We start from the raw sequence: 14,267 nt of genomic DNA, 5'->3' as shown, positions 1-14,267 counted from the left end.
CACCGGTGCCAAAGCGCGCACCGGTGGCTTATGGCGTTTAGAAAGGCTCATCAACCATGAACGATTCTGCTCTTAAGAGCTTCTGCACCTGGGCCCGTACGGAGCTCATCAAAGGCGTGGAGGCGCAGATGGTGCGCTACGGCATCACCGAACCTGCACCCGCGCCCGTTGGGTCCGAGACCGTCAACGGCCTGCCCCTAAGTCCGGCTGAGATTGAGCAACGCGACGAGCTGCTGCGCATGCAGGCAGAGGTGGGTCACGAGGCGCTGCGCGACCGTGCGGCCTACACCTGGTTCAACCGCATCGTGGCCATTCGCTTTATGGATGCACGCGGATGGCTCCCCGGCCGTATGCGCATGCTAAGTCGTGCGGACGGCAGCCATGGCAGCGAGGCCGTGGAGAACGCACTGGATGTGGAGATAGCGACGGCCGATACCGATCGCATAGCCGAGCTCAAGATGGCGGGCTTGGATGAACCGCTGTGGCGTTACCTGTTTGTTGCTCAGTGCGAGGAGCTTGCCGATTGCCTGCCGGGCGTCTTTGAACGCGTGGGCGGAGCCATGGAGCTGCTGTTGCCCCAGGGCCTCATGATGGCCGACGGCGTGGTCGGCAAGCTCAACGCCGTCCTCGCTGACGAGGACTGGCGCGAGGGCGTGACCGTTCTGGGCTGGATGTATCAATACTACAACGCTGACGTTAAAGACGAGTTCTTCAAGTCCAAGCGCAAAGCAGCGGCGGAGGACATCGCGCCTGCCACGCAGCTTTTCACCCCCGAGTGGATCGTGCGCTACATGGTCGAGAACTCGCTCGGCCGTCTGTGGATGCTCAACAACCCAGGGAGTACGCTACGCGAGCACATGAAATACTACATCGAGCCCGATGCTGAGCACGAGGACTTTATCCGCATCTCGAGCCCCGAGGAGATTTCGCTCTGCGACCCAGCGTGCGGCTCGGGCCATATCCTGGTTTATGCGTTTGAGCTGCTCTTTGCCATGTACGAGGAGCGCGGCTATCGTGAGCGCGAGATTCCCGAGCTCATTCTTACTAAAAACCTCGCTGGCATGGAGATCGATCCCCGTGCAGCGCAGATCGCGGAGCTGGCGCTTGCCATGTGCGCCCGCGAGCACAACCGTCGCTTCTTTAGGCGCGGCGTCCGTGCCGACGTTACCGTGCTCACGAGCATCCCGCTGGGGGAGGACGAGCTCCCGGGCAACAAGAAGCTCGCCGAGGAACTGAGCCATTTGGGCGAGATCGGCTCGCTGTTCAATCCTTCAGAGGACGAGATTGACGAGCTTAAGGCCACCGCCGCGAGCTGTTCCGACGATCTTTTTGCCACTGCGACCAAAACTAAGCTCGAAAGCGCTGCCGCCATCTGCGAGAAGCTGTCCCGTCGTTTTACCTGCGTCGTGGCGAATCCTCCGTATATGGGCAGCAGCAGCTTTAACCCCTTCACGAGCAAGTGGATCAAGAAGAACTACCCCGACGTGAAGGGCGACCTCTTCTCCAGCTTTGTCGTTCGCATGTTCAGTCTCGCCAAGGACCACGGCGAGTGCGGAGTCATGTCGCCTTTCGTCTGGATGTTCATCGGAAGCTATGAGAAGCTCCGCAACGAGATTATCGACAACAGAACGCTAACCTCTCTCATCCAGCTTGAGTACTCGGGCTTCGCTGGCGCGACCGTGCCCATCTGTACCTACACGTTCCACAATTCGTTCGTCAAGGGCTACAAGGGCGGCTATGTGCGCCTTTCGGACTTCGTTGGTGCTGCTGTCCAGGCCCCGAAGGCCCTCGAGGCGATCCGAAACCCCGGCTGCGGCTGGTTCTACCGCCGCGACGCCGAGACCTTCAAGCAGATCCCCGGCACCCCCATAGCCTACTGGCTTGGAGAAGGGGCAAATAACTCCTTCGGGGCTGGGCAGCCTTTGGCAAAAATTGCGAAAACGCGCAAAGGAATGTTTACGGGTAATAACGACTTGTTTCTTCGGCAGTGGTACGAGGTTTCTTGTTCATTGATTGACATTGATTATAAGTTTTACTCCAAAGGCGGCCCCTATCGTCGTTGGTATGGTAATCGCGATTATGTTGTGCGTTGGAAGGACGATGGCAAGGAGATTAAAGCGTTTCCAGGCTCGGGTAATATCAACGAATCCGATTACTTCAAATCATGTCTGTGCTGGTCGCTAATTACCTCGGGTGACATTAGTTTTAGGGCTTTAAATACAGATGAGTTCGTCATGGGCGATGCCGGCCCAGCCTGTTATCCCAATCCGGAGATGTATTTCTACCTCCTCGGCCTTTTAAATTCATCTTCGATTCAGCTACTTTCCAAAGCGATAAATCCGACATTGAACTGGAGTGCTGGAGTCGTTGGCTCTTTTCCAGTTTTATTGCCGCGCGAATCGCTTGACGGCATCAAGTCTCTTGTTGCCGAGCAGGTCGTTGAATCTGAGGTGGATTGGGACTCGTTTGAAACCTCCTGGGATTTCAAGCGGAATCCTTTGGTGTAGGTGATTAGGATGGCAGGAAAAAAGAGCTACAACGAGAATTATCGTCATGAATGCCAGAATGAAGTCATTGGGCTTCCAGAAGCCGATATGAGCTGCCTATTTGACGGATTCTTTTCAGCGGAGGAGCTATCGGCTATTTTCGATTTTTACCTCGTGCATACGCCAGTCAAGAAAAGCAAAGAGGCGAAAAGTGACTCCGAGCGTTGGCTGGGCGAGTATGGATGGGCTGGTGCAAGCTCCTTGAGCAAACTCGAGGGAGAACTGCTCAAGTCCTCCGGTATTTCCTCCTTTTGCATTTTAAAAAGCGGTTCAATAAGTCAGACGGCAGAGGCAATGCGACTGAATGAGGAGATATGCCCATCCTGCCCGCGAGCCCTTTTCCGCATTAGTTGCAAACCAAAGCTTCGAGAGGACGGTTCTCTAGACGCCTCTCCTTCAGAAACGAGACTTGGATGCGTTTTTCGCCACATGCGAAATTGCATTGCGCACGGGCAAGTATATGGGCTGGATAACAGAATGCTGTACTTACGTGACAAAGACGAGGACGGTGCCATAAGCGCTGCCGTGGTTATCGGTCAGCAGACATTATTAGATTGGATAAAAGTGGTCGATAAAGATGGCGTTTTTTATCCAGCCGTTTGCAAGGGTTAGCGAACTAGCTTTCTATTTGGGAAGCGGTGGACAGCGAGTTCCAAATAGAAAGCGCGCTCAGTGAAGAGGGGTGTGCATAGCCCAATGTGGACCGACTTGCCATCTAAGTTAACTGATGAATTAATATAGATTGGAATTGTTTGCCATGGCAGTGTTTCTCGCCGATAAATACGAAGCCCGCAAGGCCGAGGTCAATGCTCGCTTTGAGCAGCTTCGCGCTAACGAGGAAGAGCTCAACCGAATCTTTGCCAAGATCTACAACATGGAGGGGGAGGTGCCCATCGAGGTCGAGGATAAGTACGTCTCGGTGGCGTGCATCTTCGACACTGCTGACGAGATTCCCGAGAGCTATAAGGGCAACAAATACGTGCGCACCAAGCGCGACGAGATTACCTCGCTCATAAGCTATGCCGTGGGTTGCATGTTTGGCCGCTACTCGCTGGACGTGGATGGCTTGGTCCTGGCCGATCAGGGTGCCACGGTCGACGACTATCGGGCCAAGATGCCCGATCCCGCGCATGTGACCTTTATGCCCGATGCCGACAACGTGCTGCCCATTACCGACGACGAGTACTTTGACGACGACATCGTGCGCTACTTTATCGACTTTGTGCGCACCGTGTACGGCGAGGAGACGCTCGAGCAGAACCTGGCCTTTATTGCCGAGGCGCTCGGCGGCAAGGGCACCTCGCGCGAGGTCATCCGCACCTACTTTTTGAAGGACTTCTTTAAGGACCACTGCCAGACCTATAAGAAGCGCCCCATCTACTGGCTGTTCGACAGCGGCAAAAAGAACGGCTTCAAGTGCCTTGTTTACATGCATCGCTATCAGCCCGACCTGTTGGCTCGCATCCGAACCGACTATGTGCATGAGCAGCAGGAGCGCTATCGCTCGCAGATCGGCTATGCCAACGATGCCCTTGCCAGTGCTGAGCGTGGTGAGCGCGTGCGCTTGGATAAGCGTGTCAAAAAGCTCAATGACCAGCTTAAAGAGACCATCGGCTACGAGGAGAAGTTGCACCACTTGGCAGACCAGATGATTAAGATCGACCTGGATGACGGCGTCAAGGTCAACTACGCCAAGTTTCAGGATGTACTGGCAAAGATCAAGTAACTGCAGATACGGTAAGGATATTCATGCCCAAGATCGATGTAGAAGAACAGCTTAAGCTGCGGTTTTTGCAGCCGTTGTCCGCATGCATGCCCCGTCGTGTGGTGGTTTGGCACGATGCGGACGGCGAGTTTGCCCCTGAGTTTGAGCGATTGGCCGCCGAGGGTTTCGACGGCGCGGGGGCCGATGACAGCGTCATGCCCGCTCACGGGGACTTTGAGCGCCCGGTGCGGTTTGTTGAGGCTTGCGAGGGCCGCATGTTTGCGGTCAAGAAACTTATCAACCGCGATGACCTTGCGAGCGATATCTTGTTGTATCGTCGTTGCCCGCGCGGCAGGCTTGAGGGCGATTGGCTTGCCGATGTCGAGCTGTATGCCGATCAGTTCCAGGCTGACTATCTTTCGCTTTTGGCCGATCAGTTGGGTATCGAGAATATCGATGCCGTGCGCGAGAGTCTGCGCGAGCACAAGACGTTCTTTGATGCCAAGACCCGCTGCGCTAAGTTTGCCGCGTGTGTTCCGCATGCCGCGGGCGTATCCGATATCGAACTCGGCATTCTTACGGTGATATTTGGCGGTAAAGAGCTTGGCGACGCGCGACCCGCGTTTGTGCTGCGCGGCTGTATGACCACGCTGCTGCACGAGGGTCCCGAGGCGCTGGCCGAGTTGATGGGCAAGTACTGCGTGCGCGATGTGCTCTCTGCCTTTATGCTTCGCTGCTATGGATTTGAGGGGCCGCTGTATGAGCGCGACTCATTGCTTATGCTTTCATCCCATGTGCTCCTTACAGCGGCGTCTACCGCGCTTCCCGAGGGAGCGCTCAAGGGACTCGAAAGCTATGTGGCTCCCGCCTACGGCCCCTATTGCCTTGAGGCGGTGCGCACGTGGGACCAGGCCGCCGATACCCAGGCATCGAGCGAGGACCTATTTGAGATCTGTCGTTTGGTGGAGGATGCCCGCGGACTCTTTGTGCGGTTTGGGGCTCTGCCGATCGATGTGCTGGCCTCGCTTGATGTGTTCCCGTGCGTCAATGAGGCTGTGCTCTCGCAGTTGTTCAGCTCGTTTGCCCAGGGTGCAGACCGTGTTGAGGACGCACGCGCCTTTGCGGCGCGTCGCTGCGACCTAAGCTGGTGCCGCCGTGTCGAGAGCTACTTTGGCTTGCTTGCCGCTGTGGCCGACATGTGCGCATTTAGGCAGGCACATGCGGGCGGGTTCCATCTGGCGCAACCCCAGCGGGTGTGGGATGCCTATACGTCCGATTGGTATTCCATGGATGCTGCCTATCGCCATATGTGCACCGCGTATTTGCGGACGCGCTCTGTCGAGTGCGATGTGCTCGAGGAGCCTGCCCGAGCCGTGGTGGACTGGGCGGAGAATCTCTACAGCAACTGGTTTTTGGCCGACGCCAATGCCTGCTGGACATCCGCTGCGCAAGGGGAGTGGGCCGATTGCGGCTACATCGATGGCCCTGCACGGCAGGATGAATTCTACTGGCATGTGCTGCCCACCTTTGTGGGGTCTGCCAAAACGACGGTCGTTATCGTAAGCGACGCGCTGCGCTATGAGGTGGCCCGTGATGTCGCGGCGCTTCTCGAGCGCGAGCGCGGCGGCAACGTCAGGGTTTCTAGCATGCAGGCGGTCTTTCCCTCCATCACCGAGGTGGGCATGCCCGCGCTGCTGCCGCACCAAGCGCTTGAACTTGCAGCGGATGGCTCGTTTGTGTTGGCTGACGGCATGCCCACTGCGACGACTCCGCAGCGCGAGGCCGTACTTACCCACGTTGAGCCCACGGCCCGCGCTTTGCGCTCGAGCGCATACCTCAACATGGCGGGAACCGAGCGCAAAGCGCTGCTCAAAGATTCCAAGCTCGTTTATCTCTACCACAACAAGATCGATGCCACGGGCGAGAAGGCCGCTACGCAGGATGACGTTTTCGATGCCTGCGCGGACACCGTGGAGGAACTTGCCGCGTTGGCGCGCCGCGTGTGCACTGACGCCCCGGGCGCGCGTGTTGTTATAACGGCGGATCACGGCTTTATCTACACGCGTCGTGAGCTCAACGAGTGCCAGATGCTCGGCAAGCCAGACCTTCCCTTCCTTGACGCTCCTGTCATGCACGGCAAGCGTCATCTGGTGGTGCCCAACGAGGCCGTGGTCAAGTTTTCGGAAGAGGCATGCGAGGTGTTTGTTAATGTTGACATGGGACGTTTGGGCGCCGGTTTTGAGGGGTTTGCCCCGCGCGAGAACGTACACTTCAAGCGTCCCGGCGGCACTAACAACTACGTCCACGGCGGCATGAGCCTGCAGGAGCTCTGCGTGCCCGTTATCGGATTTTGGCGTGCGCGCTCGGGTTCCAAGGACTTTGTCGATACGCGCGCAGCGACGCTGCGCGTGCTAAGTGAGGGACGTCGAGTGACCAACTCGCTCTTCTCGGTCAACTTGATCCAGGAAGAACCCGCCCAAGGCAAGGTTTTGCCGTGTGAGTACGAGCTGGTGTTTACCGACGCAAGCGGCAACGAGGTGAGCGATACGGTCAAGGCGCATGCCAACAAGACTTCTGCTAACTCGCAGGAGCGCGTGGTGCATGCCAAGTTTGCGCTGCGTGCAGCGGATGGATTCTCGGCCAAGGGTCCGTACTATCTGGTCTGCCGCGAGCGCGAAACGGGCAAGATCGTTTGGCGCGAGACGTACGCCATCGCTGTTTCGTTTGCCCCTGTTGCTGACTTTGGTTTTTAGGAGTGTGCCCTATGTTTGATAGCAATGACGACGATCTGTGGGAAGTTCCCTCGATTGATGTGAATGCGCCGGTGCAGGCTGCGGTGTCTGCGGAGGAGGCCATGCCCGCCCCGGAGGCTGAGACTGCTGCAGAGGCCGTGGCTGCCGCGCCTGCCCCGGAGCCGACGGTGGCCGCGGTACCCGATGAGGTTGCGGCGCCCGCCGAGGACGAGTCCTCGACCGATGGCTATGCCCAGGCCGTGGCCGACGCTCCCGAGGACGACGGTTACGACATGGATGTACTGGACGGTAAGCTGCTCGAGCACTTTGGCGGCAAGATCGTGCGTAAGGACCTCACGGCCCTTATGAAGCGTGGCGCCAACGTGCCTACCTTTGTGCTGGAGTACCTGCTGGGCATGTACTGCTCAACCGACGACGAGGATGCCGTGGCGGAGGGTCTGCAGCGCATCCGCAAGATTCTCACCGATAACTACGTGCGTCCCGACGAGTCCGAGCGCATTAAGTCCAAGATCCGCGAGCTGGGTCGCTTTACCATCATCGATAAGGTGACGGCCAAGCTCGACGAGTACAAAGACATCTACGTGGCGTCGTTTGCCAACCTGACCATTGAGCCGTTTGTGATGCCGGCCGAGTACGTGCGCGACTATTCCAAGATTCTTCAGGGTGGTATTTGGTGCATTATGAGCATCGAGTATCGTCGTCCCATGGAAGAGGAAGACGAGTTTGGCATGGAAGTCTTTGGCGACGATGCGCCGCGCCGCTCCAAGGCCAAGCGCAAAAAGCGCGGACCCGAGGACTCTCCGTTTAGCGTGGCGTCGCTCACGCCCATCCAGATGCCCAACCTGGACCTGGACGCAATGATCGAGGAGCGTCAGTATTTCTCGCGCGACGAGTGGCTCAACATGCTGCTGCGCTCTGCCGGCTATGAGCCCAGCGAGCTTTCGGAGAAGGAGCGCCTGCACTTTATCGAGCGCATGGTGCCGCTGATCGAGCGCAACTACAATCTGTGCGAGCTTGGTCCCCGTGGCACCGGCAAGAGCCATATCTACAAAGAGGTTTCGCCCTACGCCATTTTGCTCTCGGGCGGGCAGACCACCACGGCCAACCTGTTCGGCCGTATGAACTCCATGCGCGCCGATCGCGTGGGCTTGGTGGGCCATTGGGATTGCGTGACGTTCGACGAGGTCGCCGGCATGCGTTTTAAGGACACCAATGCCGTGCAGATCATGAAGGACTATATGGCGAGTGGCAGCTACGCGCGTGGCCGCGACCAGATCAACGCCGACGCCTCCATGGTCTTTGAGGGCAACATCAACGACACCGTGCAAAACGTCCTTAAGACCACGCACCTGTTTGATCCGTTCCCGCCGGAGTTTAACAACGATTCGGCCTTTTTCGACCGTATCCACTATTACCTGCCGGGCTGGGAGATTCCCAAGATGCGCTCGAGTCTGCTGACCGGGCATTACGGCTTAATCACCGACTGCCTATCGGAGTTTTGCAAGGAGATGCGCCGCAAGGACTTTACGCATCATATCGACCGCTACTTCCGCTTTAACAGCGACTTTAACAAGCGTGACGAGATCGCCGTGCGCAAGTCCTTTAGCGGCCTGGCCAAGCTGCTGTTCCCCGACGAGGCTATGGACAAGGACGACGTTCGCTGGCTGCTGGACTACGCCATCGAGGGCCGCCGCCGTGTAAAGGAACAGCTCAAGATTATGGCGGGCGTCGAGTTTATCGATGTCAACCTGGGCTATATGGATGCCGACAATCCGCAGGACGTGCACGTGGTGCGCGTGCCCGAGCAGTCCGAGGATACGTTGATTCCCGATGGCCCGCTGCTGTCCGGTCACGTGTTTGGCGTGGGCAGGTCGCAGGGCGGCGAGGTTGCCGTGTACAAGCTGGAGAACAAGGCCGTTGCCGGCGAGTGCAAGTTTAAGCACGAGGGCGTTGCCTTTAACAAGCCGGTACGCGATACGCTGGAGGCCGCGTTCGACAACTTTGTGAACCTGGCGAACCGTGTGGCGCCGGGCATGCACATTGGCTCAAAGGACTACCTGCTGTTCTATAACGACCTGCAGAGCAAGGGTCTGTCCGAAGAAGTCTCGCTTGCCGAGTTTGTGGGCCTGTGCTCCGCGGCGTGCAACCGCCCGGTGATGTCCGCGCTGGCGGTTCCGGGAATCTTGCGCATGTCGGGATCTATGGATGAGATCCGCGGGCTCGAGGACATCATGCGCGTGGCCAAAAACGCCGGCGCCAAGCGCGTGATATTGCCGCTGAGCGCCATCGCGGGCCTGCAGAGCGTTTCGTCCGAGATTATCTCGGGGTTGAGCCCGGTGTTCTACATGGATGGCGACCCGGTCGATGCTGCGAAGAAGGCGTTGGATCTATAGGGATGCGAGCGTGCGGGCTTGCGTGCGCGAGGCGTTTGATGCGCACGTGAGCCCGCGAGCATGGTGGCGCGCTGCGCGTGAGGAGGCCTTGCCATGGCGGAAGAACGTTCTGTTGGCGAGCTGCTCGATGAGCTGTTTGGCTTTGAGTCGGTAGCCAAGCGTCAGACGGCGCTTGAGCAGTACGATCGCGGGGAGTTATTGCGCAAGGCGCGCTCCCGCGAGCTACTGGCCGTGATCGGGGGCGTCGAGGCTGCCGAGCGTGCTGCGCGTGAGTCTGCCGTGCGGGCCGTTGACGGGTATGTACGCCGCGTTGAATTTGATTCTCTTGCGCGCGCTCGCAAGCAGGTAGGCGTTGTGGGCCCGTTGCAGATGGAGCGGCGCTACGCTGCCTTTTTGCGTATGGAGGACAAGGCCGAGCTGTTGGCCCGCTTGGAGCAGACGCTTGCGTTTATCGAGGTAAAGCTGCTTGCCAATACGGCGGACAGGGTTCGTGCGGCATACGATGCTGCGGGGGCTTTGGTGTTGCAGGGCGCGGCGCGTCTGAGCGACGTGCGCGTTGTGGATGCCGCACCCTTGGATGCCAATCTGCTATGCACGCAGTTGGAGCAACTGCGTTGTGCCGCCGACGCAACGGACCTTGCCGGCATGATCACGGCGACGTTTGAGTCCGAGCTGAGTGCGACCGGCCCGCAGGGTGTTGACGCGTTTGCGAGCGATGTGGCTGGCGATGTGGCGCTGGAGCGCGAGCTTACTAATGTGCGCGGTGCTGCGCAGCGAGCGCACTTGGCAGCCCAAGCGTATCGGGCCGAACGCGCTGCCCGCGTTGCAGGGAGCACGGTGGAGCCGGTATCGTTGCCGAAGTCTGCTTGCGTCGCGTGCGAGACGGGGTGCGATGCCGGAGAGCTTTCCGAGTTGCTCTCTCAGGTTAAGAAGTCGTTTGAGACTTATAGGTGCGTTGTTGCCGATGGCGGGTTGTTCCGTGCCTTTGGCACCGGTTCGCTGCATGGGATTTGCCGGGGTAGCAGTTATTTCGACTACGATGATCGGTTTGACGAAGACGTGTTGGTGGGCGAGTACGACGGTGCTACCAGGCACAATGTCCGGCGCGAGGTTGCGATTCCCGAGCTTGTGGACGAGGCTTCGGCCGACGGCGGCGACTCGCTCGAGGTTGCCGTGGCGCGCATGCGTGAGTTTAACGGACGGCGCTACGATGGGGTGCTGGATGAGGATCCTGCGCGCCATGTGAATGCGTTTTGGTATGGACTCAAAAAGCTCAGCCAGTACTGCGAGGCCGCCGTGCGCGTAGATGAGCGTGCTTGGGATTGCTTTATCGATAAGGTGCAGTTCGCCTACGATGAACCCGTGGGGCGCCTGGCCACGCAGATGGACGACAAGCAGGTTGCGGCTTTTGTTGCTGCCGTGGACGCGCTCGGTGCTAGTGAGTAGGGTCCTGGTCTGGTAGGAGGTTTCATCTTGAAGATCGACGTTGATGTAGATCAGCTGCGCGAGAGTCAGCTCGATCGTGCGGGGAGTGCGGCAGGCGTTGGCTTTCCCGCTGCCATGCTCGACGTGATGGATATCGAGGACGAGTCGCCCCAAGAGCTCCTAGCCCGAGCCGAACGCGAGGGTCTCGACCTCCGCGACTTTGCCGTCGACGATGACTAGGGTAGCTAATTTGAGACGGGGCGTCTGCACCCGCGGCTGCGCGAAGATGAACGATAAACCGTCGCAATGGAGTCTAATGAGCTCGCGACCGTTCTATTTTGACTGCCTGCTGGCTAAGTGAGTAGGCTTTATTGGAAATCCTGAGCACACGACAAATTTGCTTTAACAAACTCGCAGGTCACAGACTTGTGCTTTGGTGACGTGGTCGGCGATTCGGTAAAAGTCTACTCACTTAGTTTTGAGAGACGCTAATTGTCCGCAACGAGATCCTAGCCGGGGCGATTTATGCTCAAATATGGTCAATTCGGGACGGCTACCCCTAGCCACTACGACGCCAGCGTGGCGATGACGGCTTCGTCGCCGGCGTATATGAGGGTGTCGCCGTCGGGGATGATCGTCTGGCCTTCGCGCTTGAGCATCACCACGATAAACGGGTGCTTGCCCTGCGGCACGTCGCGCAGGCGCTGACCGGCCAGGCGACCGTGGGGCGTCACGGTGACCTCGCGCAGCGTAACCTCGGCACGCTCTTCGAACGTTGGGGCTGCCATCACCAGCAGATCGCCTTCCTGGATCACGGTGTCGCCATTGGGCAGTACCGGATGCGCCCCGTCGCTCAGCACCAGGACCACGAGCATGTCCGTCGCGCTGCCAATATCGGCGAGCGAGCGACCGACAAACGGATGGCCCGCACTCACCTTGAGCTTTACAAACGACATGCCGTCCTCGTCGCGGTAGTCGTTAAAGGTGCGGCGTACGTCGCCGGCCGCATCGATCATATCGAGTTTCTTCGCCACCGCCGGCAGTAGCGAACCCTGCACCACAATGCTCGATACGGCAATCACAAACACCAGGTCAAACAGGTCGTGACCACCGGGAACGCCGGCTACCACGGCAAAGAGGCTAAAGACGACCGAAGCCGCGCCGCGCAAGCCCGCCCAGCTTACGAGTGCAACCTGGCGAGGGTTCGTCTTAAAGGGCACCAGCAGCAGACCGACGGCGATGGGGCGGCTCGCAAAGAGCATAAACGCCATGAGCGCCAGGCCCGGCAGCAGCATCTGCGGCAGGCGCGCGGGCGTGACGAGCAGGCCCAGCAAAAAGAAGATGGTCATCTCGGCCATCTCGGTGAGGGTGTCAAAAAAGTGCGCCATCTCGACCTTGCCGGTGATGTCGCTCGCGCCCAGCACAATGCCGGCCAGGTACACGGCCAAAAAGCCGTTGCCGCCCAGATAGCTCGGCAATGCGTAGGCGACGATCGCCACGGCGAACAAAAAGATGGTCTGCGCGCCCTCGGCCGTTGCGTGCGCTCGTTCAATCAGGCGGCCCGCCGCCCAGCCGATGGCAAGGCCCAGGCCCGCGCCCAGGATAATCTGCTTGGCCAGCAGTGCGGGAATGTTGATGTCGCCGCCGGCTGCGAGTGTGGCGAGCACGGCGGTGAGCATGTAGGCGACGGGGTCGTTGGAGCCCGATTCGACCTCGAGCAGCGAGTCGGTGCCGCCCCTCAGCGAAAGGCTGTGCTCGCGCAGCACGCTAAAGACGACGGCCGCGTCGGTGGACGCCACGACCGATCCCAGCAGCAGGCCGCCGATCCAGTCGAAGCCCAGCACAAAGTGGGCGAACACGCCGGTGATGCCAGCAGTGATGACGACGCCGAGCGTGCTCAGCAATACCGCGGGCACGGCAACGGGTTTGGCACGGTCGATATTGGTGTTAAAGCCGCCGTAGAACATGATGAACAGCAACGCCGTGCTGCAGACGGTTTCGGTGAGCGCGTAGTCGCTAAATTCGATGTGCGCCGGCCCGTTGACGCCCAACAGCATGCCGAGCGCGATAAAGATGAGCAGGGTGGGGAAGGGGAGTTTTTTGCCGACGGGCTTGATGGTCAGGCACAGAATAATAACGAGGCCGATAAAGAGAAGGATCTGGTTCATGGATGGTGTCCGCTCCTGGGTGGTTGGCGTGGCACGGTCAGTTGTCTGCGGTTATTTGTACCCAAAGATGGTGGGTTTATGGGGTTGGATTGCGGGCGTGCGCGATATCGTCATAGACGGCTGCCGTCTTTGCCTCTGCTTGGAAACCCTTTCCAGCTTTATTGCAACGGAGTACAATGGGTAACGTTTAAGTTCAACTTGAAGTTTTAGTTGCGGCGCCGGGCTTCGGCCGCAATGCAAGGAGAGGCGTACCATGGCGATCTATGTGACATCTGATGCTCACGGGCACGTGCGTGCGCTTGACGAGGCCCTGTCTAAGATTTCGCTGGCGTCCGACGACACGCTGTACGTGCTGGGCGACATGATCGATCGCGGGCCCGATCCGGTCGGCGTTATTAAGCTCGTGCGCTCGCTGCCCAACGCCCGCGTGCTCAAGGGCAATCACGAGCAGATCATGCTCGATGCCATCATTGGCCAGGATCCGCTCGATGCCGAGACCTGGGATATCAACGGTGGCTGGACGACGCGCGAGCAGCTCAACGACATGGAATTTGACGCATACGAGGAGCCCGTGCGATGGATGGCCGCGCTGCCGCTCTACGCGGTGGCCGAGACCGAGGAGCGCCCGTATCTGCTGGTACATGCTGGAATCGAGATGAAGGCGGCGCGCGCGTTTTTGCTTGAGCATGGCGTCGATTGTGCCGATGGCGTTGGAGCGGTGGGTGCCGATCGCGAGCTGCTGCAGCAGATGCTCGCGGTGCAGTCGGCCGATGACCTGCTGTGGATTCGTCACGGCTATTGGGATGCGCCGACCGGGCTGCTTTCTGCCGAGGGCAAGGGTCCGGTCGTGGTGAGCGGTCACACGCCAACGGTGTCGCTCGGGCGTTATTGCGAGGTCGGTGGTCTTGCGGGGCTCGATGAGGAGTCGGGCCGCGGGCAGATCGTGCGCCTGGGCGGCGAGGATGCCGCCGGTGTGCCCGATCGCATCGACATCGACTGCGCTGCCGCCACCGGCTCCGAGTTCGGTCGCGTGGGCATCCTGCGGCTCGATGATGGGGCGGAGTTCTACGCGAATATTCGCCCCGGGGAATAACTTTGTTCCGCCGTTCTACCGAACGGCGGCCACGTTGATGCTGCGCAGCCCCGAAGCACCCCCATCTTGTCGCTCAAACCGTCGTTCGCGTACGGAAGTACGCGTCGCTCCTCTTTCGCGCCAACCTGGGGCACTTTGAGACTGCTCGCTCATATGACCCAATCCACTGTCAAGGGCCACAATG

Annotated in this window: 9 protein-coding genes; 8 read left to right on the top strand and 1 reads right to left on the bottom strand. The window is 59.2% G+C overall.

The features are described from left to right. Window positions 1–56 precede the first annotated feature (56 nt). The 7 genes from pglX to DXD56_RS01860 all read left to right on the top strand — a co-directional run bounded on the left by pglX (window position 57) and on the right by DXD56_RS01860 (window position 11,062). Window positions 57–2,507 carry a BREX-1 system adenine-specific DNA-methyltransferase PglX gene (gene pglX / locus DXD56_RS01890; RefSeq protein ID WP_117639685.1) on the top strand — a complete coding sequence of 817 codons (2,451 nt, stop codon included), beginning with the start codon at window positions 57–59 and terminating at the stop codon, window positions 2,505–2,507. Window positions 2,508–2,516: 9 nt separating this feature from the next. After that, window positions 2,517–3,158 carry a hypothetical protein gene (locus DXD56_RS01885; protein WP_117639683.1) on the top strand — a complete coding sequence of 214 codons (642 nt, stop codon included), beginning with the start codon at window positions 2,517–2,519 and terminating at the stop codon, window positions 3,156–3,158. A gap of 145 nt (window positions 3,159–3,303) precedes the next feature. Beyond that, the gene (locus DXD56_RS01880; RefSeq protein ID WP_117639828.1) at window positions 3,304–4,272 is read left to right on the top strand and encodes a hypothetical protein; all 969 of its coding nucleotides are present in this window, start codon (window positions 3,304–3,306) and stop codon (window positions 4,270–4,272) included. Between the two features lie 23 nt (window positions 4,273–4,295). Further along, a complete protein-coding gene (pglZ, locus tag DXD56_RS01875; protein ID WP_117639681.1) occupies window positions 4,296–7,004 on the top strand; it encodes a BREX-1 system phosphatase PglZ type A in 2,709 nt (902 codons plus the stop codon). An 11-nt stretch (window positions 7,005–7,015) separates the two neighbouring features. Continuing rightward, window positions 7,016–9,397 (top strand): protease Lon-related BREX system protein BrxL, encoded by a 2,382-nt coding sequence (gene brxL, locus DXD56_RS01870; protein ID WP_187365015.1) that lies wholly within the window; start codon window positions 7,016–7,018, stop codon window positions 9,395–9,397. A gap of 93 nt (window positions 9,398–9,490) precedes the next feature. Beyond that, entirely contained in the window at window positions 9,491–10,843 is a 1,353-nt protein-coding gene (locus DXD56_RS01865) for a hypothetical protein (RefSeq protein WP_117639679.1), read from the top strand. Between the two features lie 27 nt (window positions 10,844–10,870). After that, complete coding sequence (locus DXD56_RS01860; protein ID WP_117583757.1) at window positions 10,871–11,062, top strand: hypothetical protein; 192 nt, start codon at window positions 10,871–10,873, stop codon at window positions 11,060–11,062. Between the two features lie 326 nt (window positions 11,063–11,388). On the opposite strand, the gene DXD56_RS01855 is transcribed toward DXD56_RS01860, so the two are convergent. Next, window positions 11,389–12,990: a potassium/proton antiporter gene (locus DXD56_RS01855; protein WP_117639677.1), complete on the bottom strand. Its 1,602-nt coding sequence runs from the start codon at window positions 12,988–12,990 to the stop codon at window positions 11,389–11,391. Between the two features lie 253 nt (window positions 12,991–13,243). Between DXD56_RS01855 and DXD56_RS01845 the strand changes: the two genes are divergently transcribed. Continuing rightward, a complete protein-coding gene (locus DXD56_RS01845) occupies window positions 13,244–14,083 on the top strand; it encodes a metallophosphoesterase (RefSeq protein WP_117639673.1) in 840 nt (279 codons plus the stop codon). The last annotated feature ends 184 nt before the right edge of the window (window positions 14,084–14,267 follow it).

Source organism: Collinsella sp. TM06-3, assembly GCF_003436395.1.
GTDB lineage: Bacteria > Actinomycetota > Coriobacteriia > Coriobacteriales > Coriobacteriaceae > Collinsella.
This window is presented reverse-complemented; position numbering and strand designations above follow the sequence as displayed.